At 41.9% G+C, this 21,775-nt stretch carries 20 protein-coding genes; 9 read left to right on the top strand and 11 right to left on the bottom strand.

Features of this window, described 5'->3' with window-relative positions; genetic code table 11:
* Positions 1 to 35 precede the first annotated feature (35 nt).
* The gene (locus IR135_RS06085; protein ID WP_135097696.1) at positions 36 to 764 is read right to left on the bottom strand and encodes an SDR family NAD(P)-dependent oxidoreductase; all 729 of its coding nucleotides are present in this window, start codon (positions 762 to 764) and stop codon (positions 36 to 38) included.
* A 201-nt stretch (positions 765 to 965) separates the two neighbouring features.
* On the opposite strand from IR135_RS06085, the gene IR135_RS06080 reads away from it, so the two are divergent.
* From IR135_RS06080 to IR135_RS06070, 3 genes are all read left to right on the top strand, one after another.
* A complete protein-coding gene (locus tag IR135_RS06080; protein ID WP_135097694.1) occupies positions 966 to 2,075 on the top strand; it encodes a hypothetical protein in 1,110 nt (369 codons plus the stop codon).
* An 18-nt stretch (positions 2,076 to 2,093) separates the two neighbouring features.
* A complete protein-coding gene (locus tag IR135_RS06075; RefSeq protein WP_135097691.1) occupies positions 2,094 to 3,209 on the top strand; it encodes a 5,10-methylene-tetrahydrofolate dehydrogenase in 1,116 nt (371 codons plus the stop codon).
* A gap of 68 nt (positions 3,210 to 3,277) precedes the next feature.
* The gene (locus tag IR135_RS06070; protein ID WP_209307407.1) at positions 3,278 to 4,123 is read left to right on the top strand and encodes an aldo/keto reductase; all 846 of its coding nucleotides are present in this window, start codon (positions 3,278 to 3,280) and stop codon (positions 4,121 to 4,123) included.
* Between the two features lie 343 nt (positions 4,124 to 4,466).
* Here the strand turns inward: IR135_RS06070 and IR135_RS06065 are convergent, their stop codons facing one another.
* Positions 4,467 to 5,984, bottom strand: coding sequence for an ABC transporter permease/substrate-binding protein (locus IR135_RS06065; protein ID WP_135097688.1), 1,518 nt, complete (start codon positions 5,982 to 5,984; stop codon positions 4,467 to 4,469).
* On the bottom strand, positions 5,981 to 6,919 hold the full coding sequence (locus IR135_RS06060; protein WP_135097686.1) for an ABC transporter ATP-binding protein: 939 nt from the start codon (positions 6,917 to 6,919) through the stop codon (positions 5,981 to 5,983). The genes IR135_RS06065 and IR135_RS06060 overlap by 4 nt, the downstream gene beginning before the upstream one ends.
* A 136-nt stretch (positions 6,920 to 7,055) precedes the next feature.
* Between IR135_RS06060 and IR135_RS06055 the strand changes: the two genes are divergently transcribed.
* Both IR135_RS06055 and IR135_RS06050 read left to right on the top strand, forming a co-directional pair.
* Positions 7,056 to 8,417, top strand: coding sequence for an aldehyde dehydrogenase (locus IR135_RS06055; protein ID WP_135097683.1), 1,362 nt, complete (start codon positions 7,056 to 7,058; stop codon positions 8,415 to 8,417).
* Positions 8,418 to 8,453: 36 nt separating this feature from the next.
* The gene (locus IR135_RS06050; protein WP_135097680.1) at positions 8,454 to 9,119 is read left to right on the top strand and encodes an NAD(P)-binding oxidoreductase; all 666 of its coding nucleotides are present in this window, start codon (positions 8,454 to 8,456) and stop codon (positions 9,117 to 9,119) included.
* A 111-nt stretch (positions 9,120 to 9,230) separates the two neighbouring features.
* Here the strand turns inward: IR135_RS06050 and IR135_RS06045 are convergent, their stop codons facing one another.
* The 5 genes from IR135_RS06045 to IR135_RS06025 form a co-directional block, all read right to left on the bottom strand.
* Entirely contained in the window at positions 9,231 to 10,643 is a 1,413-nt protein-coding gene (locus tag IR135_RS06045) for a YfcC family protein (RefSeq protein ID WP_135097677.1), read from the bottom strand.
* A gap of 96 nt (positions 10,644 to 10,739) precedes the next feature.
* Positions 10,740 to 11,420: an ABC transporter ATP-binding protein gene (locus IR135_RS06040; protein ID WP_135097674.1), complete on the bottom strand. Its 681-nt coding sequence runs from the start codon at positions 11,418 to 11,420 to the stop codon at positions 10,740 to 10,742.
* Position 11,421: 1 nt separating this feature from the next.
* A complete protein-coding gene (locus IR135_RS06035; protein WP_135097671.1) occupies positions 11,422 to 12,450 on the bottom strand; it encodes an ABC transporter permease in 1,029 nt (342 codons plus the stop codon).
* 81 nt (positions 12,451 to 12,531) lie between these two features.
* Positions 12,532 to 13,917, bottom strand: coding sequence for a sensor histidine kinase (locus IR135_RS06030; protein ID WP_135097668.1), 1,386 nt, complete (start codon positions 13,915 to 13,917; stop codon positions 12,532 to 12,534).
* Positions 13,914 to 14,591 carry a response regulator transcription factor gene (locus IR135_RS06025; protein ID WP_135097666.1) on the bottom strand — a complete coding sequence of 226 codons (678 nt, stop codon included), beginning with the start codon at positions 14,589 to 14,591 and terminating at the stop codon, positions 13,914 to 13,916. Before IR135_RS06025 ends, IR135_RS06030 begins: the two co-directional genes overlap by 4 nt.
* Before the next feature lie 133 nt (positions 14,592 to 14,724).
* Between IR135_RS06025 and IR135_RS06020 the strand changes: the two genes are divergently transcribed.
* Complete coding sequence (locus IR135_RS06020) at positions 14,725 to 16,059, top strand: PepSY-associated TM helix domain-containing protein (RefSeq protein ID WP_135097663.1); 1,335 nt, start codon at positions 14,725 to 14,727, stop codon at positions 16,057 to 16,059.
* Between the two features lie 11 nt (positions 16,060 to 16,070).
* On the top strand, positions 16,071 to 16,535 hold the full coding sequence (locus IR135_RS06015; RefSeq protein ID WP_135097661.1) for a FixH family protein: 465 nt from the start codon (positions 16,071 to 16,073) through the stop codon (positions 16,533 to 16,535).
* 48 nt (positions 16,536 to 16,583) lie between these two features.
* Here IR135_RS06015 and IR135_RS06010 read toward each other — a convergent pair whose 3' ends face one another.
* From IR135_RS06010 to IR135_RS06000, 3 genes are all read right to left on the bottom strand, one after another.
* The gene (locus tag IR135_RS06010) at positions 16,584 to 17,726 is read right to left on the bottom strand and encodes a globin domain-containing protein (RefSeq protein WP_135097658.1); all 1,143 of its coding nucleotides are present in this window, start codon (positions 17,724 to 17,726) and stop codon (positions 16,584 to 16,586) included.
* A gap of 170 nt (positions 17,727 to 17,896) precedes the next feature.
* Complete coding sequence (locus IR135_RS06005; protein ID WP_167753374.1) at positions 17,897 to 19,252, bottom strand: MFS transporter; 1,356 nt, start codon at positions 19,250 to 19,252, stop codon at positions 17,897 to 17,899.
* A gap of 14 nt (positions 19,253 to 19,266) precedes the next feature.
* Positions 19,267 to 20,358 (bottom strand): 5-methyltetrahydropteroyltriglutamate--homocysteine S-methyltransferase, encoded by a 1,092-nt coding sequence (locus IR135_RS06000; protein ID WP_135097652.1) that lies wholly within the window; start codon positions 20,356 to 20,358, stop codon positions 19,267 to 19,269.
* Positions 20,359 to 20,480: 122 nt separating this feature from the next.
* Between IR135_RS06000 and IR135_RS05995 the strand changes: the two genes are divergently transcribed.
* Both IR135_RS05995 and IR135_RS05990 read left to right on the top strand, forming a co-directional pair.
* Entirely contained in the window at positions 20,481 to 21,395 is a 915-nt protein-coding gene (locus tag IR135_RS05995) for a LysR family transcriptional regulator (protein ID WP_135097649.1), read from the top strand.
* Between the two features lie 64 nt (positions 21,396 to 21,459).
* A complete protein-coding gene (locus IR135_RS05990) occupies positions 21,460 to 21,744 on the top strand; it encodes a GNAT family N-acetyltransferase (protein WP_135097647.1) in 285 nt (94 codons plus the stop codon).
* Positions 21,745 to 21,775: the final 31 nt, after the last annotated feature.

The following is a 21,775-nucleotide window of genomic DNA, read 5'->3' as shown; positions in this document are numbered from 1 at the left end:
GCAAACTGCTGCGGACGTTGTTTTGCCGTTATAATTTATTGTGCTGTAAATCCTCCGTCGACAGTTAAAGTATTTGCTGTCATAAACGAAGAGTCATCCGAAGCCAAGAATAAGGCTGCTTTAGCCATCTCTTCAGATGTACCGAGACGACCGATTGGAGTAATATCCGATAAAGACTGCTTCATTTCTGCCGGAATAATCGGTGTATCAATGAAGCCTGGGCATAATGCGTTTACCCTGATATTTTCTTTAGCATACTCGATACCGAGCGAGCGTGTCAGGTTAATGACACCGCCTTTCGCTGCGTTATAAGCAGCATTACCCGCTGCACCAATCCAGCCATACATGGAAGCTGTGTTAATAATATTTCCGCTTCCCTGCTCCCGGAAGTAATCGATTGCGAGTTTTGAGAATAAGAATACTGCATCGAGGTCGACATTTACAGTCTTGCGGTATTCTGCATAAGAAACTTCATGTGTCGGTTTAGTTGCCCCGATCCCCGCATTATTGAACAGAATATCGATACGTCCGAATTTCTCTGCTGTTTTATCAAATACTCTTTTAGCGTCTTCTTCACTCGTTACATCTGCCTGCACGAAAATAGTCTCACCGCCGAGTTCTTCTGCAACTTTTTTCCCTTTTTCTTCATCTAGATCTACAAGTACTAATTTGGCTCCTTCTTCTTTAAATAAATCTGCTGATGCTTTGCCGATTCCTGAAATACCACCTGTGATAACGACGACTTTGTTCTGCAGCTTTGCCATTGTATTACCTCCAAAATGATTTTCTTTCTTAAATTCATTATATCATTAGAATCTTCAGATAATATGGAGAAACTGCTAAAACATTATGTGATTTTGTTCACAAATGACAAAAATATAATTTATATGTCTGTAAACAGGGTAAAAAGGGTAATAGCTGATAATGCTGCGCTTTACTTAAATGATTACAGAAAGGAGAATTCTATGCCTTCTTTAACTGTTGGTTTGATTCCAGCTCCCCGGATGCCGCGGGTACTGATTGATAAAATTCTTGAAGATCTGCCGAAGCTTGCCGAAGAGTTCATAGACAGTGATTATGACTGGAAATTTGAATGTGAAGAAAGTATTCTGACGAGTTCTTCTGAATATATTAATGAAACGATTCACAGAATGGTTAATATAAAAGAGCGGAATAAATGGGATTATGTAATCGGCATTACCGATTTACCGAGCTTATCCAACCACAAAGTTGTTGTATCGGAGTTTGATTCCCACAAGTCAGTCTCCCTGCTCTCTCTTCCTTCCCTCGGGTTTTTAATTTTAAAAAGAAAATTAAAACGGATGCTCATACATCATCTCGAATATCTTTATCAATATAATGTGGACAGTGCAGCATTCGACAGCAGCAAGCTCAGTACGCCTACGGTGATGAATATCTCTCCTGAAACACCTGTAGAAGAAAACGAGAGTACCAACCGCTACATTATTAATTCATATGTTATCGGCTGGTTGAAAATTATTTTAGGTATGACCTATATGAATGAGCCCTGGTCGATTGTCACTAATTTTAAAACGCTGGTATCGCTGGCTTTTGCGACCGGTACATACATTTCCATATTCTCCACCCCTTGGCAGCTCAGTATAGATTACCATGCCTGGCGTCTGATAACGTTAGCACTGTTCTCTGTAATAGGGATGGTCTTTTGGTTAATTTATGCTCATAAATTATGGGAAGGGCAATCGTCAAAAACATCAGTTCATTACCGGTGGCTCTACAATCTTACAACCTTTATGACACTTTTGTTTGTTACTGTCATTAACTACTTTATTCTTTACCTGCTTCTTACGGTATCGATTACTATGTTTGTGCCGCCGGCAATCTTTAATGACTGGACACAGGCTGATACGGATTTCACTGTAATGAATTATGTAAATCTGATATGGTTTACAACTTCTCTCGGTATATTGGCAGGCGCCCTGGGTTCTACTGCCGAAAGCGAGGAGAAAATTCGCAGTGTGACTTATTCTTACCGTCAACAATACCGCTATAATCAATTACAGGAAGATGATGAAGAAGACGATGAATCTAATTAAAAAGTCAGGAGGAATATTATGGCTCGTTTGGGTATAATCGCTGCGCCGGGTACGGCAAGAAATATCGCCAGTAAAATTAAAGATGAGCTGGCCGATAATTTAAAAGAACGGCTGTCTGAAAATGATGATTGGGAAATAGATATCATTGTTGATCCCCTGACCGGTGAAACTGAATTCTCAAAAAAGATATACGCAAGAACAGAAGAATATTTACAGGAAAACGAGTGGGATTATTTAATCAGTATTACGGATCTGCCTTTATTTTATAATGATAAGCCAGTAGTCATTGATATAGATACTTCCGATGGCATTGCTATGATGTCTATTCCTGCTTTTGGGTGGCGGCCGCTTAAAAAGAGAGTTCAGACCGCGATTATTAATACTGTCAGCATTATAAAGAAAATTATTGATAACGGTGATGACATTGAAGCGGAAATTCAGGAGGAAATTCACTCTTTAAATAATATGTTCACCTTCTCAAAACTGCAGTATGCAAAAGATTTCTTTGAGGAATCCGAAACAAAACATCTTTTATTTCATATGAATACCAAAACCGGAGGAACTTTCAGACTGGTCACCGGAATGACTTTCGCCAATAATCCTTATAACATGATGCAAAGTTTAAGCGGAGTTACAGCTATAGCATTTGCTACCGGCGCGTTTGGTATTATTTTCTCGACGATGTGGAATCTGAGCTACCTGTTTCCAACATGGCGTTTAGCAGCGATTTCGGTGCTCTCCATTTTTGGAATGCTGCTCTGGATTATTGTATCTCATGATTTGTGGGAGAACTTTAAGGAAGGACAAAGCCGCCGCATGACTTCGCTGTATAACAGCACGACCTTGCTCACCTTATTTATCTCACTGCTGTTTTATTACTTGTTACTCTATCTTCTATTCTTGACAGCCGGAGCGACATTGCTTCCGCCGGACTTTATCGCAACAACTATAGAAGTTGAAAATATAGGAGTCAGATTCTATCTCGAACTGGCCTGGTTTGCGGCATCACTGACGACAGTTGCCGGCGCTATCGGGGCCGGTTTCCAGGATAAAGAGACTATTCAGGAAAGTACTTACGGTTATCGTCAGCGTCTCCGTTATCAGGAAAGCCGGGAAGAAGATTCTGAAGAATAGAGGTAGTTTATAAATACAGCAAGAGGGAAGAATAGAAAATGTACAGATAAAATAAAAAAAGGATGATGATTTTGACTAAGGATATTCCAATGTATAAACTTCACGATGGTTACCAAATACCTTCAATTGGATTCGGCACTTCGGGTATCACTGGTAAAAAAGGAGCTGAAAGCGTTGAAAATGCTCTTCATAATGGTTACCGCTTGATTGATACGGCCATCCGTTATGAAAACGAAGGTGCTGTCGGCGCAGGTATACGCCGCAGTTCATTGCCGAGAGAAGAAATTTACGTTACTTCAAAACTGCGCGGCGGATTGTATGATTACAGTACAGCACTTGCTTCTATAGAAGAATCATTGTTCCGCACAGGATTAGATTATTTCGATTTGTTTCTTCTGCACTGGCCAAACCCGAGACAGGACAAATATGTTGAGGCCTGGAGCGCGCTAATTCAAGCTCAAAAAAACGGCTATGTCCGTTCAATTGGTGTATCCAATTTTGAACCGGAACATATCGACCGTCTCAAAAAAGAAACAGACGTCACACCTGTAATTAATCAGATTGAGCTGCACCCTTACTTTTCACAGGAAAGAGTCAGAAAATATAATTCAGACAACGAGATAGTTACTCAGGCCTGGAGCCCTCTCTCACGTGCGAGAACTGTTTTGCAGGATGAGACTTTAAATACATTAGCCAAGGAGAAAAATAAGGACGCGGGTCAAATAGTGCTGCGCTGGCATTATCAGCATGGCGTCATACCTATTCCAAAAGCTTCCGGCACTGAACACCAGCTGTCCAACCTGGATATTTTCGACTTCGAGCTGTCAGATGCCGAAATGAAGAAAATCGATTCTCTTACTAGAGAAGACGGAAGAATTGATAAACAAGATCCGAATGAACACGAGGAGTTTTAAAGAAAGCATTGAGACTGGGACAAAAATCCTGAAGTAAAAAGAGAAAAGGCTTGGAAATCTTGAAGTTAAGATTTCCAAGCCTCTTTTTATAGAAAGAAGTATATTAAAGATGGGTTGCTGGACAATTTTTCTCAAACTCATGGTCCTTAAAGTAACGCTATGCTTTTTGGGTTGGCATGACGGATTTTCATGTGTATCCGGGAGCTCCGGGGTTGGTATGATTGAGTTTCATGTGTATCCGGGAACTCCAGGGCTGGCATGACGGAGTCTCATGTGTATCCGGGAGCTCCAGGGTTGGCATGACAGAGTCTCATGTGTATCCCCACATCTCCATGCTTTATTTTCACTCTATAATATTATTTTCTTTTAAATATTCTTCCGCCATATCGTAAGGGCTTTCGTCTTCCACAGAGACACGGTAGTTCATATCCTGCATTTCTTCATCCGTAATCTTGCCTGCGAGTTTATTTAACGGTTCGACAATCTCCGGATATTCTTCAAGAAACTCCTGCTTAAACATCGGCGCGCCCTGGTAAGGCGGGAATACCGCTTCTGTATCTTCGAGTATCACCATATCGTATTCTCTCAGCTCGGCATCTGTTGCATAAGCATCCATCAGGTTGATATCTCCGCTTTCAATTGCCTGATAACGAAGCTGAGGTTCCATCGTTACCACATCAGTGAAGTTCAGATTATACGCTTCTTGAAGCGCAGGATAACCATCTTCTGTTCTGTCATTAAATTCCATCGTAAAGCCTGGTTTCACAATGTCTTCAATTTCTCTCAGGTCTCCAATTGTTTCAAGACCGTGTTCTTCTGCAAAGTCTCTTTTCACAGCAAGTGTATATGTGTTATTAAATGCCATCGGTTCGAGCATCGTCATCTCAAATTGTTCATGCAGTGCAGCGTTAGCCTGCTCATATACTTTATCTGTCTCATTTGAATCCGGCGGGATATTCACAAGCTCTCCGAGCACTGTACCGGTAAATTCAAGATATCCATCGATATCATCAGATTCCAAAGCATTGAAAAGGAAGGATGTTTTACCCAGTCCATCTTCCACATTAACATTATAATCTGTTTCTTCTTCAATCAGTATTTTATACATATTTGTAATTATCGACGGTTCTGCTCCCAGCTTCCCTGCAATTGTCATACTGTCACCGCGGTTTGTTAACAGCGGTGCAAGTGCTACAAGCAGTATAACGATAAAAATTGTGCCTACCAGAGTCACTGCTTTTTTATACGACAGATTTTGAATAACTCTTAAAATAACATCGAAAAGTATCGCAAGCAAGGCTGCCGGTATCGCTCCGATTAATATAAGGTGCGTGTTATTACGATCAATCCCAAGCAGTATTAAATCTCCGAGTCCGCCTGCTCCAATTAGTGCAGCGAGCGTTGCGGTACCAATAATCAGCACCATTGCTGTACGTACACCCGCCATAATAACCGGCATCGCTATCGGCATTTCCACTTTTAAAAGCCGTCTCATCGGTTTCATTCCAATACCGCTGGCCGCTTCCACCAGTGAGTCATCCACCTCGGCGATGCCTGTATAAGTATTTCTCAGTATAGGAAGCAACGCATAAATAACGAGCGCTATAATTGCAGGCACAACACCGATACCAAACAGCGGTATCATCAATCCAAGCAGGGCAAGGGACGGTATTGTCTGGAGTACTGCCGCAATATTAATAACTACTTCTGCTGTACGCTTCGTCTTCGTTAAAATAACGCCTAGCGGTATACCGATAACAGCTGCAATCAGCAGTGCTATAAACGATATCTGAATATGTTCTATCAGTGTCGATAAAAGTTCACCTTTACGTGAATTGAGAGTTTCTAAAAATGTATTCATGCACTGTCACCGCGCTTATCTGATAAATGTTTAAAGACATCCCGCCTGCTTAACAGCTTATTCCCTTTTGCGGTTTTCACTGCAACAGTCTCATGCTCAGCAAATACTTTAAATGCATCTTCGATCTTAGTACTTTCTTCTACAAGCGGATAAACAGCTTCCTCAGCTTCAGCAGAATCTGCTCTGATAAATTCACCGATCGTCTCATTTTCTTCTTTCTGATAACCTATAAACTCCTGAACAAAGTCGTTTTTAGGAGCTGTTAAAAATTCTTCCGGCGTCCCAATCTGTTCGATTCGCCCTTCATTAAACAGGCAAATCCGGTCGCCAAGTTTCATTGCTTCTTTAATATCATGCGTGACAAACACTATTGTTTTTTTAATTTCCTGCTGCAGCGCTGTTAGATCATCTTGAAGACTTTCTCTCGTAATCGGATCGAGGGCGCTGAATGGCTCATCCATCAGAATAACGGGCGGGTCTGCTGCCAGTGCACGGATTACACCGACACGCTGCTGCTGGCCGCCGGAGAGTTCAGCTGGTTTACGATCTTTGTATGTATCAGGATCGAGCCCCACCATCGTCATTAACTCAGCTGTTCTTTGATCGATATCTGCTTCTTTCCATTTTTTCATCTGGGGAACCTGAGCAATATTCTCTTTAATTGTCATATGCGGGAATAAAGCGATCTGCTGCAGCACATAGCCGATATCCCAGCGCATTTCATGCACTTCATAATCGCTTACCGGTTTATCTTTAAAGTAAATATAGCCTTCAGTCAGCGGAATCAGTCTGTTAATCATTTTAAGAGTAGTTGTCTTTCCGCTTCCCGAAGGACCGATTAAAACGAAGAATTCTCCTTCTTTCACGTAAAAACTTGCATCTTCCACCGCAGTTTTGCTGCCGTAGCATTTTGTTACATTTTTAAATTCAATCATGTATTATCCGCTCCTCATAAATTTTAAGTCATTCATTATATGTATTAGAATAGGGAATAATAATATATACCCTAATTAGAACAAACATAAAAAGGGAATACTATAAATTATAAGATATTTTTTGGAGGCGATAATTATGTCCATGCAGTCAATAGTCGAAAATCAGCGCAAATATTATTATAAAAATCATACAAAATCGGTCAGTTTCCGTATCCGCCAGTTAAAAAAATTGAAGCTTGCTGTCGAGACTAATGAAAAGATGATTCTTGAAGCTTTAAATAAAGATCTCGGAAAATCAGAAGCCGAGGCTTTTATGACAGAAATCGGTATCGTTTATAAAGAATTTGATTACGTCATTAAACATCTAAGAAGCTGGAACTCTCCTGAAAAAGTGTCAGGTTCAATGATGAGTTTCCCAGCTAAAAATTATGTATACCGCGACCCCTACGGTGTTGTTCTTATTTTGTCGCCGTGGAATTATCCATTTAATTTAACGATGATGCCACTGATTGGCGCTATTGCAGGCGGGAACTGCGCGCTTGTGAAACCTTCTGAAACCAGTCCGCATACAGCTGCAATTATAGAAAAAATATTGAATTATACTTTCAGCGAAAAGTATGTGTACTGCGCTCCCGCTGACACACCGCATGATGAAGTCAACAAACAGCAGTATGATTATATATTCTTTACAGGCAGCACCAGTGTCGGCAAAGAGATTATGGGTATTGCCAGCGAAACGCTGACACCAGTCACATTGGAGCTCGGCGGCAAAAGTCCCGTTGTAGTTGATGAAACTGCAAATATAGATGTTGCAGTTAAGCGTATCGCCTGGGGTAAATTTGTCAATGCGGGACAAACCTGCGTCGCTCCCGATCACGTGATTATTCACAGCTCTAAAAATCAGGAGTTTATCGACCGGTTGCTCAGTGAAATTGAAGAACGTTACAGTGACGCTGTGCACCGGGAAGACTATCCTAAAATTATTAATGAAAAACACTTTAAACGTTTATCAGGGCTGCTCGAAAATGAAATAGTTCTCGGCGGCAGTAAAAGTTCAGAAACGCAAAAAATTGCGCCCGCCCTCATGCCGAACAGCACCTTTGAATCGGAGGTCATGAAAGAGGAAATATTCGGTCCGATTCTGCCGGTAATCACTTACGATAACCTTGAGGATCTGATTGCTTATCAGCAGACGTTGCCCAAACCGCTCGCCTTTTACATTTTCTCAGAAAACGACCGCAATGTTGAAACTCTCTTGTCACGCTTGTCCTTCGGCGGCGGCTGCGTAAATGATACTCTGATGCATCTGTCACATCACGATATGCCGTTTGGAGGCGTCGGTGCGAGCGGAATGGGTCACTATCACGGCAAGTATTCATTCGATACTTTTACCCATGAAAAGAGCGTCGTAAAAAACAGTACCATCATTGATATTCCTGTACGCTATGCCCCATTTACCCAGGCAAAAAACAAGCTTTTCAGAAAGTTTTTAAGTTAGACTGGTGCTAATAAAACATTTAAGGAGTGTATACAGATGAGTATTTTAGTTATTGGTGCAAACGGCGGCGTAGGGACCCACCTCGCGTCACAGCTTAAACAAAATTCAGTGAATTTCACAGCCGGTATCCGTAAAGAAGAACAGATTGCTGATTTTGAAAATAAAGATATGAAAACGCTGCTGATTGATGTCGAGAACGATTCTATAGAAGAAATGGCCGATAAGATGCAAGGCTTTGAACAGGTTGTTTTCTCAGTAGGTTCAGGCGGCAGCACAGGTGCCGATAAAACGATTATCGTCGATCTCGACGGCGCTGTAAAAGCAGTCGATGCCAGTAAACAGGCAGGAGTTGAACACTTTGTTATGGTCTCGACATGGGATTCAAGAAGAGAAGCTTTCGATACGCCTGATGCACAGAAAATTAAACCTTACACGATTGCGAAACACCATGCAGACGTCTATTTAAGGAATTCCGGTCTTACCCACACGATTGTTCATCCCGGTATGCTGACTGACGAAGGCGGTTCCGGCAAGGTCGATATCGATTTATACTTCGGCGATATTAAAAACGTTGCACGTGAAAATGTGGCGGGGGTAATTTACGAAGTCGTTACTAAAGAAGAAAACCGCGGCAAAGAGCTGCAGGTGCTGGACGGCGGCACTGATATAGCAGATGCTGTTAAGAACTTTAAGAATAAATAAGGTAAATTAAAAAGGCAAAAATCCGAATGGATTTTTGCCTTTTTGCTAGTTTTAAAACGTTTGGAAGCTGCGGAATACTTTTATTTTAACTCCGCTTCAACTTTTAATTGTTTACGACCAGCTGGTTATTTGAGCAACTACCAGAGCTCCTAAAGATATAAACATAAAAATTAAGAATAGCGGGAAAAAGAATTTAATCCACTTGTGCCACTCTACTCCTGCTATAGCGAGGGCTGCCATAAAGTATCCGCTGGTCGGATAAAGAATATGAGCAAAACCATCTCCAAGCTGAAATGCAAGAACAGCTGTCTGCCGCGTTACATCAACAAGATCGGCGAGCGGCGCCATAATCGGCATGGTAACCAGTGCCTGCCCCGATCCTGAAGGGATAACGAAGTTGATAATTAACTGGACGAAGTACATTCCTGCCGCTGCAAGCACAGGCGGTAATTCTCCTACTGCACTGCCGAGCCCATTTACTATAGTGTCCATTACCTGGCCGTCTTCCAGAATGACAGCAATTGAACGCGCCAATCCGACAATTATGGCACCCATCAGCACTTCTCTGAAACCTTTCGTAAATGCTTCACTAATACGCGTCAAGTTCAGTCCTGAAACTAGACCAACTACAACACCCATAATAATGAACAGTCCTGACATCTCTATCATAAACCAGTCTTGGGTAGTTACACCCCAAATCAGTACGGCAAAAAACAGCAGTACAGCGAATGCTCCTGCAATCTGACGGCCCGTCGCTTTCAGCGGTTCATGTTCACCTATTGATGAATACATTTCACGTTTTTCAGCATCTTCTTTATATACTAAACTTGATTCCGGATTTCTCTTTACTTTTTTTGCATATCTCATTATAAACAATGCTGTAATGAACAGAACAATAATAAATAAAATCAACCGGAATCCGAGACCTGAAAATGTAGGTATCTCTGCAATCGTCTGTGCAAGACCTGTATTTATCGGGTTCAGCACTCCTACAGTATAGCCGATTACAGTACCGCAAAGTGCTATGGCCGCGGCTGTCATCGAATCGTACCCGAGAGCAATAACCAGAGGTATAATAACTGGAATATATACAAGAGACAATTCGGCTGTACCGATTAAAGTGGCAACTGCGGCAAATACGGTAACAAGCACCGGTATAATAAATATACTTTTCTTTGAAAACTTACGTGCCATTTTATCGACTGCAATTTCTATAATGCCGCTCTCACGCAGTACCATAAACATTCCGCCAATAATCAGCGTAAAGAATACTACTTCCCCTGCATCAACTAATCCCCTTGGAATCGCTGTCAGGAATTCGACTGCACCAGTTGGTGTGGATTCAACATATGTAAACGACTCCGGATCAACCGCAGCACGCCCGTTTTCCAATTCCACACGGTCAAATTCACCTGCTGGTATTAGATATGTAGCTGCTGCTGCAACGATACCAAATACAAACAGGATGACATATATATGCGGCATTTTAAAGCCATTTTTCTTTTTCTGCTTATCATCACTCATGAGTAAACCCCTTTTTATTTTTCATTGTAACTCATATAAATGCCTCCTAAAAGTATGAATGTCGATAAAAAAAGACGGGTCTATGACCCATCTTTACTAAGATTCGATAATTTTACCGTCTTTCATTTCCACAATACGCTCTGCATATTTCAACATATCATTATCATGGGTTACCATCAGCACGGTAATATTCAATTCACGTGCCAGTCTTTCTATTAACTCCATTACTTCCACTGAGCGTTTTGAGTCGAGACTTGCTGTCGGCTCGTCGGCAAATAATATTTCCGGCTCATGAATAATTGCCCGGGCAATTGCCACACGCTGTTTTTCTCCGCCTGACATGTTTTCCGGATAACTGTCTCTATGTTCCCACATGTCAACGGTAGTAAGCGCATCTTCAATACACGCTTCTCTCGATTTTTTGGACCATTTGGTTTCTGCAGTATCAAGCATCAGCTCGAGCTGTTCTTTCACAGTTAAAAATGGTACCAGATGTGCATGCTGGAAAACAAAGCCGAAATATTTCGCCCTCACTTCACGAACCTCTTCGGCATTCATTTCCGACATATTTTTCCCGCTGAATTTAATTGAACCGCCGCTTAAATCCTGGAGCCCGGCAGCTATCGTCAGCAGCGTGCTTTTTCCTGAACCCGACGCGCCCACCAGCGCCGTCAGTTCACCTTTATTTAACTCCAGATCAATTCCCTTTAATATCTGCTCTTTTGTACTTCCATGCTTAAATTCTTTTTTTATATCTTCTAATTGAAATAAACTCATCTTAAGCACCTCCTTGGTTAATTGCCTGCATCGGTTCTACTTTTTTAATCTGGATGCCCGACAGCGTCGCCCCGATAAAGCCGATAATAATAAATGCAAGTGATGAGAGCATTACCATATTAAGCGTTAAGTGGAATGGCATGCCGCTTGGTGCCAGTACATTAAACAGCTGACTGATACCGACAGCTAACAGCAATGAAATAATGGTGATAATAAACATCTGCGCCCACATCATTTTAAACAGTGCAGAAGTCTTAACCCCAATCGCTTTTAAAATGCCAAATGTGCCTAATTTCTGCACGTTGATCATGTAGAAGAATATCGCAAACAGCATACCGCTGATAACGTACAGGAATACTATAATCATATTAAGCGACAGCTGCTCTGCACTGTAGCTTGGAATTGTGTTTAAGAAGTCTCCATTGCCGAATGCTGACAGTTCATCAATCGGCTGATCCGTTTCAGTTGTAAACGCCAGCTGGAATGTATCTGTATTATACATTTCAAAGAAATCTTCAGTGTTAATAAAACCGACGGAAGAGTGGCTGAACTTTTCTTCTTCGGCAAATCCTGTAATTGTCAGCTCTTTATCCAGGAGACCGCTTGAAATTGTATCGCCAATTTTAAATCCTTCTTCTTCAAAAGCCTGGTCCAGCACAATCTCACCAGGTTCTGTTTCAGGGAAATACTCATTATCCGAAGCACTCACAAAGGCTAGACTGTGTTTCTGGTCGCCGGTATCATTGAATTCACCCATTTGAATTGAAAATAATGTTACATCCGGATCTGCAGCTTCCAAATTACTAATCTGCTCATCCGACAATGCAGAGAAACTGTGATTTTCTTCTGCACTTTCTTCCATATAAAATGTACTTTCCGGCATATTTTTAATCAATGCCGCATTGTCCTGGGACAAACCGTTCGCAAGTCCTGAAATACTTAATGTTAACAGACTAATCAGAAATATAATCGAACCGAGAATTGTATACCGAAGTTTATATTTCTTCATTTCTTTCCATGCCATCTTCATTAAAAAAATCCTCCTCGTTTTCATCTATGAGTCATACTATATACCTGCAATATGAACTCATTGTGAACGGGGAGGAAAAAATTATTCTGTTGTATTTACAGGCAGCCGGACTGTAAAGGTCGTGCCGCTTCCGCTGCTTCTTACATTGATTGTACCGTTATGCAGTTCAAGTATTTTCTTAACGATGGACAAACCGAGACCGGTGCCGCCGACACTGCTCGTCCGTGCGGTATCCACCCTGTAAAATCTGTCAAAAATTTTATCGATACTTGTATTATTTATACCTTTTCCTGTATCGCTGATTGTTATAACTGTATGAGCTTGATATCTGGTCATTTCTATATCGATGCTGCCTGCATCTCCGTTATATTTAACAGCATTCGACAGCAAATTGTCCCAAACGGTATTCATCAGCGCTTTGTCCGCCTTGATTTCAGTATCCTGAAGTTTGTGAGAAAGCATCAGGCCTTTTTCATTAATCTTCCATTCGTAAACTTTAATCAGCCGCTCGAGCTGTTCTTTCAAATTATAAGTTTCCTTCCGCAGCATGTAATCTTCATGATCGATGGATGACAGAATCAGCAGCTGCTCTGTCATCGTCGACAGCCTGTCTATTTCAAAATCCACTGTTTCTGTATATTCACTCCGTTCAGCTGCTGTGAGCGGTTTATTTAACAGCTTATTGTAGCCTTTAATACTCGACAGCGGCGACTGAATATCATGGGATATATTTGAGATAAAGTCCTTCTGAATTTTATCATTGTATGCAATCTGTTTTGACATCCTGACGAAGTTCGCTGACAGTTCACCAAGCTCATCTTTCCGGTTTGTATCGAGATCGTGAATCGAGTAATCCCCGGAAGCCAACAGCTTCGTTGCTTCACTCAATTTAGTCACGGGCTTAATCAGGAAATGCGCACTGATAAATACAAGTATGATACTTAACAGCACAGTCAGCATAAATAAAATACCGAACAAAAGATGCATCTCGTTAAACAGCAGATTAATATCCGGACGCATAAATAAAGCATAAACGGTGCCGTCATGCTGAACCGGCACACCGATAGTATTGCTCAGTTCGTTAGCAAAAAAACCGGTCACAAATATTTCCGCTTCAAAATTTGCCATCCCGTGATATATTTCACCGGCAAGCACATCGCTGACCACATCCGGAGACAGATTGTGCTCATTGAACTCCGCTCCAAAAAACTGAGTGTTGCCGCTGTCGTCTGCCAGATACATCTGATAACCGGCATCAGCAATTGTTTTCAAGTATTCCTCGATGTTCATTTCCGGCTGAGTTTCGATAAATGTACCTACCTCAGAAGCAATTGCTGTATTTTTTTCATCGTTGCTTGCTTTTAAATTATATTGATAATAAGCGTTCGACACGACAAAGGCGATAAAGAAACTGAGTATCATAATGCCGAGCGTCATAATAACAAATTTTACGTATAATGATTTCATAAAACAGGCTCCAGAAAATAGCCGACGCCCCGTACAGTCTTAATTTTAAAATCAGATGTTAATTTTGAAAACCGTGTTCTCAGTCTCTTAATATGAACATCGACAGTACGTTCATCCCCTTCGTAAAACACTCCCCATATTTGCTCAATCAGCTGTTCTCTTGAAAAAACCTGTCCGGGGTGACCTGCCAATAGCTGCAGAAGTTCGAATTCTTTTAACGGCAGCATGTAGGTCTTATCTTCAATTTCGACGGTATACTTATCAGGATAAATACTGACATTTCCGATACGTATTGAATCAGTCTCTCCTTCCGCTTTATAACGGCGCAGCAGCGCCTCCATTCTGAAAATCAGCTCTTTCGGTTCAAACGGTTTGACGAGATAATCATCTGTTCCTGCTTTAAACCCTTCTGCTTTATCATCAATGTGGCTTTTTGCCGTCAATATAAGCACCGGAATATCGTACTCATCGCGTATCGCTTTGGTCAATTCAAGCCCGTCCATATAAGGCATCATGACATCGACCACCGCCAGGGAGCACGGCGTTTCTTTTAAACGCCTGAGAGCTTGTCTTCCATCGTTCGCCGACGCAACACGGTATCCTGCTTCAGTTAAATTCAATGTTACAAACTTTACTATGTTAGGGTCGTCATCGACGACCAGTATTCTCTCCATAATGGTTCCCCCTCCGGCAGTTGTTATCCGTAGTATATCATCAAATGACACTTCTTTTTAACATCGCGGTATGTACAAAACGATAAATATTCTCCATAATTAACAGTTGAATCAATGACAGGAGGATTTAAACTTGAAAAAACAAATACAGCCTTTGATTTGGCGCTGGCATTTGTTTGCAGGCTTAATCTTGGCGCCTTTTCTTCTTATTATTGCCATTACAGGAGCAATATATCTATTCAGAGTAGACATCGAAGAATACATATATAAAGATTATTATAATATCGAGGCTGAAAGCGAACAGCTTCCGCCAAGCGATCTTGCTTTCACGGCTTTAAATACCGTTGGCAGCGGAGACATTACCCGCTACCGTCCAGGCGAAGATGATACTCGTTCTGCGGAAGTCGGTATAACGGACGGAGACGGTGAATCATTAACGGTCTTCATTAATCCCTACAACCGCGAAGTGCTGGGTATTATCAACGACAGCAACCGGCCGATGGAAATCCTCGCCGCTCTGCACAGTGAACTGATGGCCGGAACTTTCGGCGACCGGATAATCGAACTGGTGGCATGCTGGACAATTATTATGCTGATTTCAGGCTTGTTTCTGTGGTTTCCTAAAGCAAAAGAAAAAATTAAAGGTGTTTTCACCATCCGCTTTAATAAAGCCGGACGTATCAGGCGCCGCGACCTGCATGCCGTCCCTGCCTTTTGGATCTCCGGAGGATTATTATTCTTCCTCTTATCGGGCATGCTGTGGACAGGCTTCTGGGGTACAGGCGTGCAGCAGCTGACAACTGCTTCCGGCGCTGGCTATCCGCCGTCAATCTGGGTAGGTCCGGCTCCAGAATCCGAGACTGTCGCAGAAGATATTGCGGATGTCTCATGGGCTGCAGAACAGATGCCGGTCGCAGATTCTGACCCTTCGTCAGGCTTCAGACAGGTTTCCATAGATGAAGTTATTAAGACTGCTGATGCAGCAGATACTCATCCGAGCTACGACATATTTTACCCTGCTTCTCCGGAAGGTGTCTTTACCTTATCCGTTTTCCCTCCGAAAGCACAGGATGAGGCAACGATACATATCGATCAGTATACAGGTGATGTTATCGCTGACTACCGCTATGATAATTACGGTCCGCTCGGCAAGGCAATGGCGCTTGCAATTACGATTCATAAAGGTTTGGAGTTCGGTCTCTTGAACCAGATTATTGGAGTGATTATCTGTCTTGGATTAATCGGTATGGTCATTACGGGTGTATACATGTGGTGGAAGCGGAAACCGAAAGGTAAAAGCGGTGCACCAAAAGCTAAAAGTATATTTGAATTTAAAGGTCTGCTCTCTGTACTAATCATACTCGGCCTTATATTCCCGCTCGTCGGTCTGTCGCTGATTATTTTATTCCTGCTGGACAGGCTTATTATTAGAAACAACGAAAAACTCCGCCGCTGGCTGAATTATTAAGGAGGGACAGCATGTATAAATATTTAATTTTAATAATTTCTCTTCTGTTCCTTTCCGGCTGCAATATTGTAGATGACGATACACACGATAAATATAATAAGACACCGAAGGCAAATATCGTTATTGATACAGAAGACATTACATCTGTCGGCCCTGCCGAACCGCTGACAATTCATGTTCTGGAAGACGGCAGCCCGGTTGATGATGCCGATATTACCCTGTCTATGTGGGCAGCGAAAGAAGCTGAAGTATGGAATGAAGAATACGAAATGTCACATCTATCAAACGGAGAATATACAGCGGAACTAAATATTCCGCGGGATGGTTTGTATCTGATTAAAGCACACGTTTCAAGTGATAATATCGATGCTGTTCCGACTAAATACTTTACTGTCGGTGAACTGGATATGTTTGAAGAAGTATTTCTGCAGGAATTCAGTAATGACGACAGTATTGAAATAAACAGCCACCATTAAAAAAATGGCACTCCGTTTCATATGAACGGGGTGCCATCTTCTTTTAATTTATACAGCCAGGCTTAAACGCGGGATAAAGATTTCGTAGTGGATACGATCTTTATCAACACCTGCCTTGCCTAATTCTTTAACGATGGACTGAATGAATGTCACACCGCCGCAGACGTAGATTTCCTGATCATCTTTAATGAACTTCTGCAGCTCCTCACTCATCAGGTAACCTTCTTTATCTCTTAAGTGAGTGTGCAGCTGTGCATTTTCGGCAGCTGCGATATTTTGAAGTTCAACTTCAAATGCAACGTTATTTGCATCATCTGAAACCTGGATGAACTGTGCGTCAGCATCAGTACCGGCTGTTTCACGGCACATCGGGAATAACGGCGTTACACCGATGCCTGAACCGATAAATAGCTGCGGTTTATTTGTGTTTTCAAGGCCGAACACACCAACCGGCGCTGATAAATTGATTGTATCGCCTGTATTAATCTGCTCGTGCAGATACGTCGATACTTCTCCGCGGTTGCCATCCAGATTTTCTTTCCTTACTGCAAATGTCAATTTGCCATCCTGCACATCGACGATTGAGTAATGGCGTTTTGCTCTGTATGGCAGGTTTGGAACTTGTACGTCGACCGTAATATACTGTCCCGGCGAGTACGGTATATCTTTAATCTCATCTGAATGAACTGTAAAGGCTTTAATAATACCCGTTTCTTCTCTCACACCGATTACTTCAAACGGCTTAAAGCTCTGCCATGCCATGCCTGCATAAATATCTTTCTCAATACCGATAAACGCATCGGCAATTTCACCATACGCCTTGCCCCATGTTTCTATAATCGGATCATCTGCCGCAAGTCCGGTTACTTCCTGAATTGCAGCGAGAAGGTTTTCTCCTACGATAGGGTAATGTTCAGGAAGTACTTCGAGACCGCAGTGTTTATGCGCAATCGGCATTACTACAGGTACTATCGGCGTTAAATCTTCAATGTGCTGCGCTGCTGCCAGAACTGCTGTTGCAAGAGCTGTAGACTGCAAACCCTGCTTATGGTTCGGCTGATTAAACATATCTCTCAGTTCCGGATGTCTATCAAACATTCTATTATAGAATTTAGAAGTAATTTCAACACCTTTTTCCTGTAAAATTGGAATTGTGCTGTGAATAATCTCAACTTCTTCTTTGTTAACCATATAAACACTCCTAATTGTTGTATTTATTTCATTATCTAATATATTTCTTCTTATCTCAATAAAATCCAATCAGCTTGTTAAAATATTCACATGTTTGTGAAAATTTTTCGACATTCTTCCATATATATGGAAAAAAGACACGAATCGGAGTAAGATTCGCATCTTTAAATTTAAGAAATAATTGCTTCTTCCGCTTTTCGGATTCGTCCTTTCTGCACTTCCGCACCGTGCTGTTCCTGCACAAACAGAAGCGCACAAAATGCAAACAGACATGGAACTGCGAAGCCTAAAAATGAAAGCTGCGCCGGCATATTGGTCATCAGCACCCAGCCGATCAGGAGCGGCCCCGTAATTGAGCCGATACGCCCCATACCGACCGCAGCACTTAAACCTGCACCGCGTACATCCGGTGGATAATACATCGTTATATACGGATTAATCAGGTTTTGCGAGCCGGCCGTACATGCCCCGGCTGCAGCGATGAGAATATAAAGCAAAAACGCATTGCTCGTTAAGCTGAGCAGAATAAATGCCGCTGCCCCTGTCCCGAGAAGCGTTAAGAGCACATTGCGGTGACCGATTTTATCAACCATGTAACCGCCGGCAAGTGATCCGCTCATCTGACCGATTGCCAGTGTAATAGTAAATATCATGGCTGATGAAACTCCGTAGCCTGATTCCTGCATAATATTCGGCAGCCACGTACCGAGACCCGCAATCATCATCAGACAGCATATAACAGCAATCCAAAACATAATTGTCGACAGTGTTTTACGTTCATTAAATATCTTTTTAAACGGTACTCCTTTTTCCGCAGTGTCAGTATCTGTAATTTCATAGTGATCCCGAACACTGTAATTCTCAGTGCCGGTAGCTTTATTTAAAATGTCTGCAATTTTGTCTTTATTTCCCCGCGCAACATGAAATGTTATTGATTCAGGGAATTGTTTCAGGAAAAACGGAGTGATTATTACCGTAAAAATACTAATCCAGAAAAATAATCTCCAGCTTAAGTACTCCAGAAAGTAAATGCCGAGCAGCGATGCCCCAATTGTTCCAATTGAATAGCCACAATACATTAACGCAACAATCATTGCCCGGTTTTTACGGGGAGAGTATTCAGCCATCAGTGAAATAACTGCCGGCATAAGACCGCCCATTCCAATCGAAGCAATAAAGCGGAAGATGACGAATACTGTTGCATTAGGTGCAAAGCCTGCTAAAAAGTTAAATAAACCAATCATAACTAGACATATTGCCAATATTCTTTTGCGGCCGATAACATCGGTCAACGCGCCTAAGACAAAAGTCCCCGCCATCATACCCATCATGGCATAACTGCCAACCGCCCCTGCTGCTGCAGGAGTAATATCAAAATCGTTCATCATCTGCGGCAAACCGAGTCCATACACAGCTATATCGAAACCGTCAGAAGCAATTGCGATAAAACACCATATAAAAACGAGCAGATGGAACTTATTGAACTTACTGCCTGCAATAACCGTCTCCGGGTTAATTGTTGCCATTCGCATTCTCCTTTCTATTGCCAGACTTCAGCTGCGATGTCTACGACGTATTTTAATTTCTCCCATTGCTCTTCTTCTGTCAGCACGTTGCCTTCTTCTGTCGAAGCGAAGCCGCATTGCGGACTGAGCGCCAGCTGATCCAGCGGCACAAACTGCGCTGCTTCATTAATACGCGCTTTAATATCTTCAGCATTTTCAAGTTCACCGCTCTTCGATGTAACAAGACCCAGTACGATGACTAAATCTTTACGGCTGACATGACGAAGCGGCTCAAATCCGCCTGCACGGTCACTGTCATATTCTAAGAAGAAACCGTCGATGTTTAAACGCCCGAATAATATTTCTGCTACCGGCTCGTAGCCCCCTGAAGAAATCCAAGTTGAGCGGAAATTTCCGCGGCATATATGCATCGTAATTTTAAAATCATCCGGTCGCCCGTCTACTGCTTTATTTAACACTTCCAGATATTTCTCTTTTAAGTACTCCGGATTTTGTCCTTTATCAATTAACTTTTGTCTTTCTTCATCTGAACAAAAGTATCCCCACGAAGTGTCATCGAGCTGCAAATAACGGCAGCCGGCGTCGTAAAAGCCCTGCAGCACTTTTTTATATGCCGCTGCAAGATCTTCAAAAAATTCATCTTCGTCAGGGTAAACATTCTTGTCGATTTCTCCCCTGAAATGCAGCATACTCGGGCTTGGAATAGCATATTTTGCTGTTGCATCACCGACCTGCTCTTGTAAATACTTAAAGAAATCAATTTCTCGATGTCCGTCGAAATCCACTTTCCCTGTTACTTTAATTGCCCGGGATTTTGTCTGGCGTTCTTTAAAAGCAATTCCGCCGCCTGTGTCCGAACCTTCGACCCCCTGCAGTCCTTCGAGAAAGTCAAAATGCCACCAGGCACGGCGGTATTCGCCGTCAGTCACTGCTTTTAATCCCGCTTCTTTCTGTTTTTTAACAGCATGTGCAATCGCTTTGTCTTCTGCTTCTCTTAATTCTTCCAAAGTTATCTCTTTACTTTCAAATTGTCTCCGGGCATCTTTCAACTCTGCCGGTCTTAACAAACTTCCTACATGATCTGCTCTGTATATTTCTTTAGTCATATGTATGTAACACTCCATCTCTTTTAATGTTGTTTAAATACTATCATGTCTGTAAGATATAGACTAACTCATTAATTTCATTACCCGCTATGAATTTAAGCTATAACCTAAGGAGAATCTTTATGACACTTCAACAGTTAAAATATTTAATTGCCGTCGTCAACAGCGGCTCAATTAATGAAGCTGCAAAAAAACTGTATATTTCCCAGCCCACTTTATCTAAAGCAATTAAAGAACTTGAACGCGAAATGGGGATTACGATTTTAAAGCGGACATCAACAGGTATTGTATTGAGTCCGGACGGCGCGGAATTTCTCAGCTATGCCCGCCAGATTACAGAACAGGTAGAACTGCTCGAGAATAAGTATCTTGATATGCCTTATCAGGAGCAGCTGCTCTCTGTTTCAACTCAGCACTATTCTTTTTCCGTCGATGCAATGGTCAGAATGATTGAGCATCACGGCGGTGATAAATATCAGTTTTCACTGCGCGAAACACGCACTTACGAGATTATTGATGATGTTAAAAATTTAAAAAGTGAAATCGGCGTCCTGTATATGAATACTTTCAACGAAAAAATACTGACTCAGCTGCTGAAAGAAAATCGTTTAACCTTTGAACTGCTTTTTACAGCGAAACCGCACGTATTTATCAGTAAGACAAATCCGCTTGCCAAAAAAGAGAAAGTGACACTGAAAGATCTCGAGCCGTATCCGCGGCTGTCTTTTGACCAGGGAGAACACAGTTCATTTTATTTCTCTGAAGAAATACTGAGCACACTGCACAGCCCGAAGAATATTCTGGTCAGTGACAGGGCAACAATTTTTAACTGTATGATTGGTTTAAACGGCTATACGATTTCAAGCGGAATTTTAAGCGAAGAATTAAACGGCACCGACATCATTCCGGTTCCTCTCGATGTCGATGATGAAATTAAAGTCGGCTGGATAACAAATAATAAAACTCAGCTCACGAGAGTCGCGAAACTTTATCTGGAGGAACTGGTTAAAACAATTGAAAGCTACAATCTGCTATAAAAAAGTGTAAATAATTTTCCGGAGGGTATAGTAACATTATAGAAAGTTACGGAGGTGTCCTTAGATGGAGATTAAGCACGGAACAAACAAGTTTTATTTTGGGGAAGATGCTCAAAATCCTGATGGCGAACTGACTTATCTTCCAGATGACAAAAATAAACTTGTTATAGACAGCGTGGTAGTCAAAGAAGAGCTGCGCGGTGAAGGATACGGAGATGTACTGCTCGATGCCGCTGCTGATTATGCACGTGAGAATGATAAAAGATTAATCGGGCGCTGCCCGTTCGTCGCTAAACGTTTTGAAGAGTTTCCGGAAAAATATAAAGATGTTGTTTTTGTGGAAGCATAATAAAAATTCCTTCAGACTTTACTGTAAGTCT

Origin of the sequence: Jeotgalicoccus nanhaiensis (assembly GCF_015235105.1) — a bacterium.
In the GTDB taxonomy this organism is placed as follows: domain Bacteria; phylum Bacillota; class Bacilli; order Staphylococcales; family Salinicoccaceae; genus Jeotgalicoccus; species Jeotgalicoccus nanhaiensis.
This window is presented reverse-complemented; position numbering and strand designations above follow the sequence as displayed.

Excerpts from the sequence above, each read along its gene's own strand:
- IR135_RS06035 (WP_135097671.1), bottom strand. The coding sequence starts at position 12,450 with ATGAAGATGGCATGGAAAGAAATGAAGAAATATAAACTTCGGTATACA.
- IR135_RS05995 (WP_135097649.1), top strand. The coding sequence starts at position 20,481 with ATGACACTTCAACAGTTAAAATATTTAATTGCCGTCGTCAACAGCGGC.
- IR135_RS06030 (WP_135097668.1), bottom strand. The coding sequence starts at position 13,917 with ATGAAATCATTATACGTAAAATTTGTTATTATGACGCTCGGCATTATG.
- IR135_RS06065 (WP_135097688.1), bottom strand. The coding sequence starts at position 5,984 with ATGAATACATTTTTAGAAACTCTCAATTCACGTAAAGGTGAACTTTTA.
- IR135_RS06055 (WP_135097683.1), top strand. The coding sequence starts at position 7,056 with ATGTCCATGCAGTCAATAGTCGAAAATCAGCGCAAATATTATTATAAA.
- IR135_RS06025 (WP_135097666.1), bottom strand. The coding sequence starts at position 14,591 with ATGGAGAGAATACTGGTCGTCGATGACGACCCTAACATAGTAAAGTTT.
- IR135_RS06085 (WP_135097696.1), bottom strand. The coding sequence starts at position 764 with ATGGCAAAGCTGCAGAACAAAGTCGTCGTTATCACAGGTGGTATTTCA.
- IR135_RS06075 (WP_135097691.1), top strand. The coding sequence starts at position 2,094 with ATGGCTCGTTTGGGTATAATCGCTGCGCCGGGTACGGCAAGAAATATC.
- IR135_RS06000 (WP_135097652.1), bottom strand. The coding sequence starts at position 20,358 with ATGACTAAAGAAATATACAGAGCAGATCATGTAGGAAGTTTGTTAAGA.
- IR135_RS06045 (WP_135097677.1), bottom strand. The coding sequence starts at position 10,643 with ATGAGTGATGATAAGCAGAAAAAGAAAAATGGCTTTAAAATGCCGCAT.
- IR135_RS06080 (WP_135097694.1), top strand. The coding sequence starts at position 966 with ATGCCTTCTTTAACTGTTGGTTTGATTCCAGCTCCCCGGATGCCGCGG.
- IR135_RS06060 (WP_135097686.1), bottom strand. The coding sequence starts at position 6,919 with ATGATTGAATTTAAAAATGTAACAAAATGCTACGGCAGCAAAACTGCG.
- IR135_RS06010 (WP_135097658.1), bottom strand. The coding sequence starts at position 17,726 with ATGGTTAACAAAGAAGAAGTTGAGATTATTCACAGCACAATTCCAATT.
- IR135_RS06015 (WP_135097661.1), top strand. The coding sequence starts at position 16,071 with ATGTATAAATATTTAATTTTAATAATTTCTCTTCTGTTCCTTTCCGGC.
- IR135_RS06040 (WP_135097674.1), bottom strand. The coding sequence starts at position 11,420 with ATGAGTTTATTTCAATTAGAAGATATAAAAAAAGAATTTAAGCATGGA.
- IR135_RS06005 (WP_167753374.1), bottom strand. The coding sequence starts at position 19,252 with ATGGCAACAATTAACCCGGAGACGGTTATTGCAGGCAGTAAGTTCAAT.
- IR135_RS06050 (WP_135097680.1), top strand. The coding sequence starts at position 8,454 with ATGAGTATTTTAGTTATTGGTGCAAACGGCGGCGTAGGGACCCACCTC.
- IR135_RS05990 (WP_135097647.1), top strand. The coding sequence starts at position 21,460 with ATGGAGATTAAGCACGGAACAAACAAGTTTTATTTTGGGGAAGATGCT.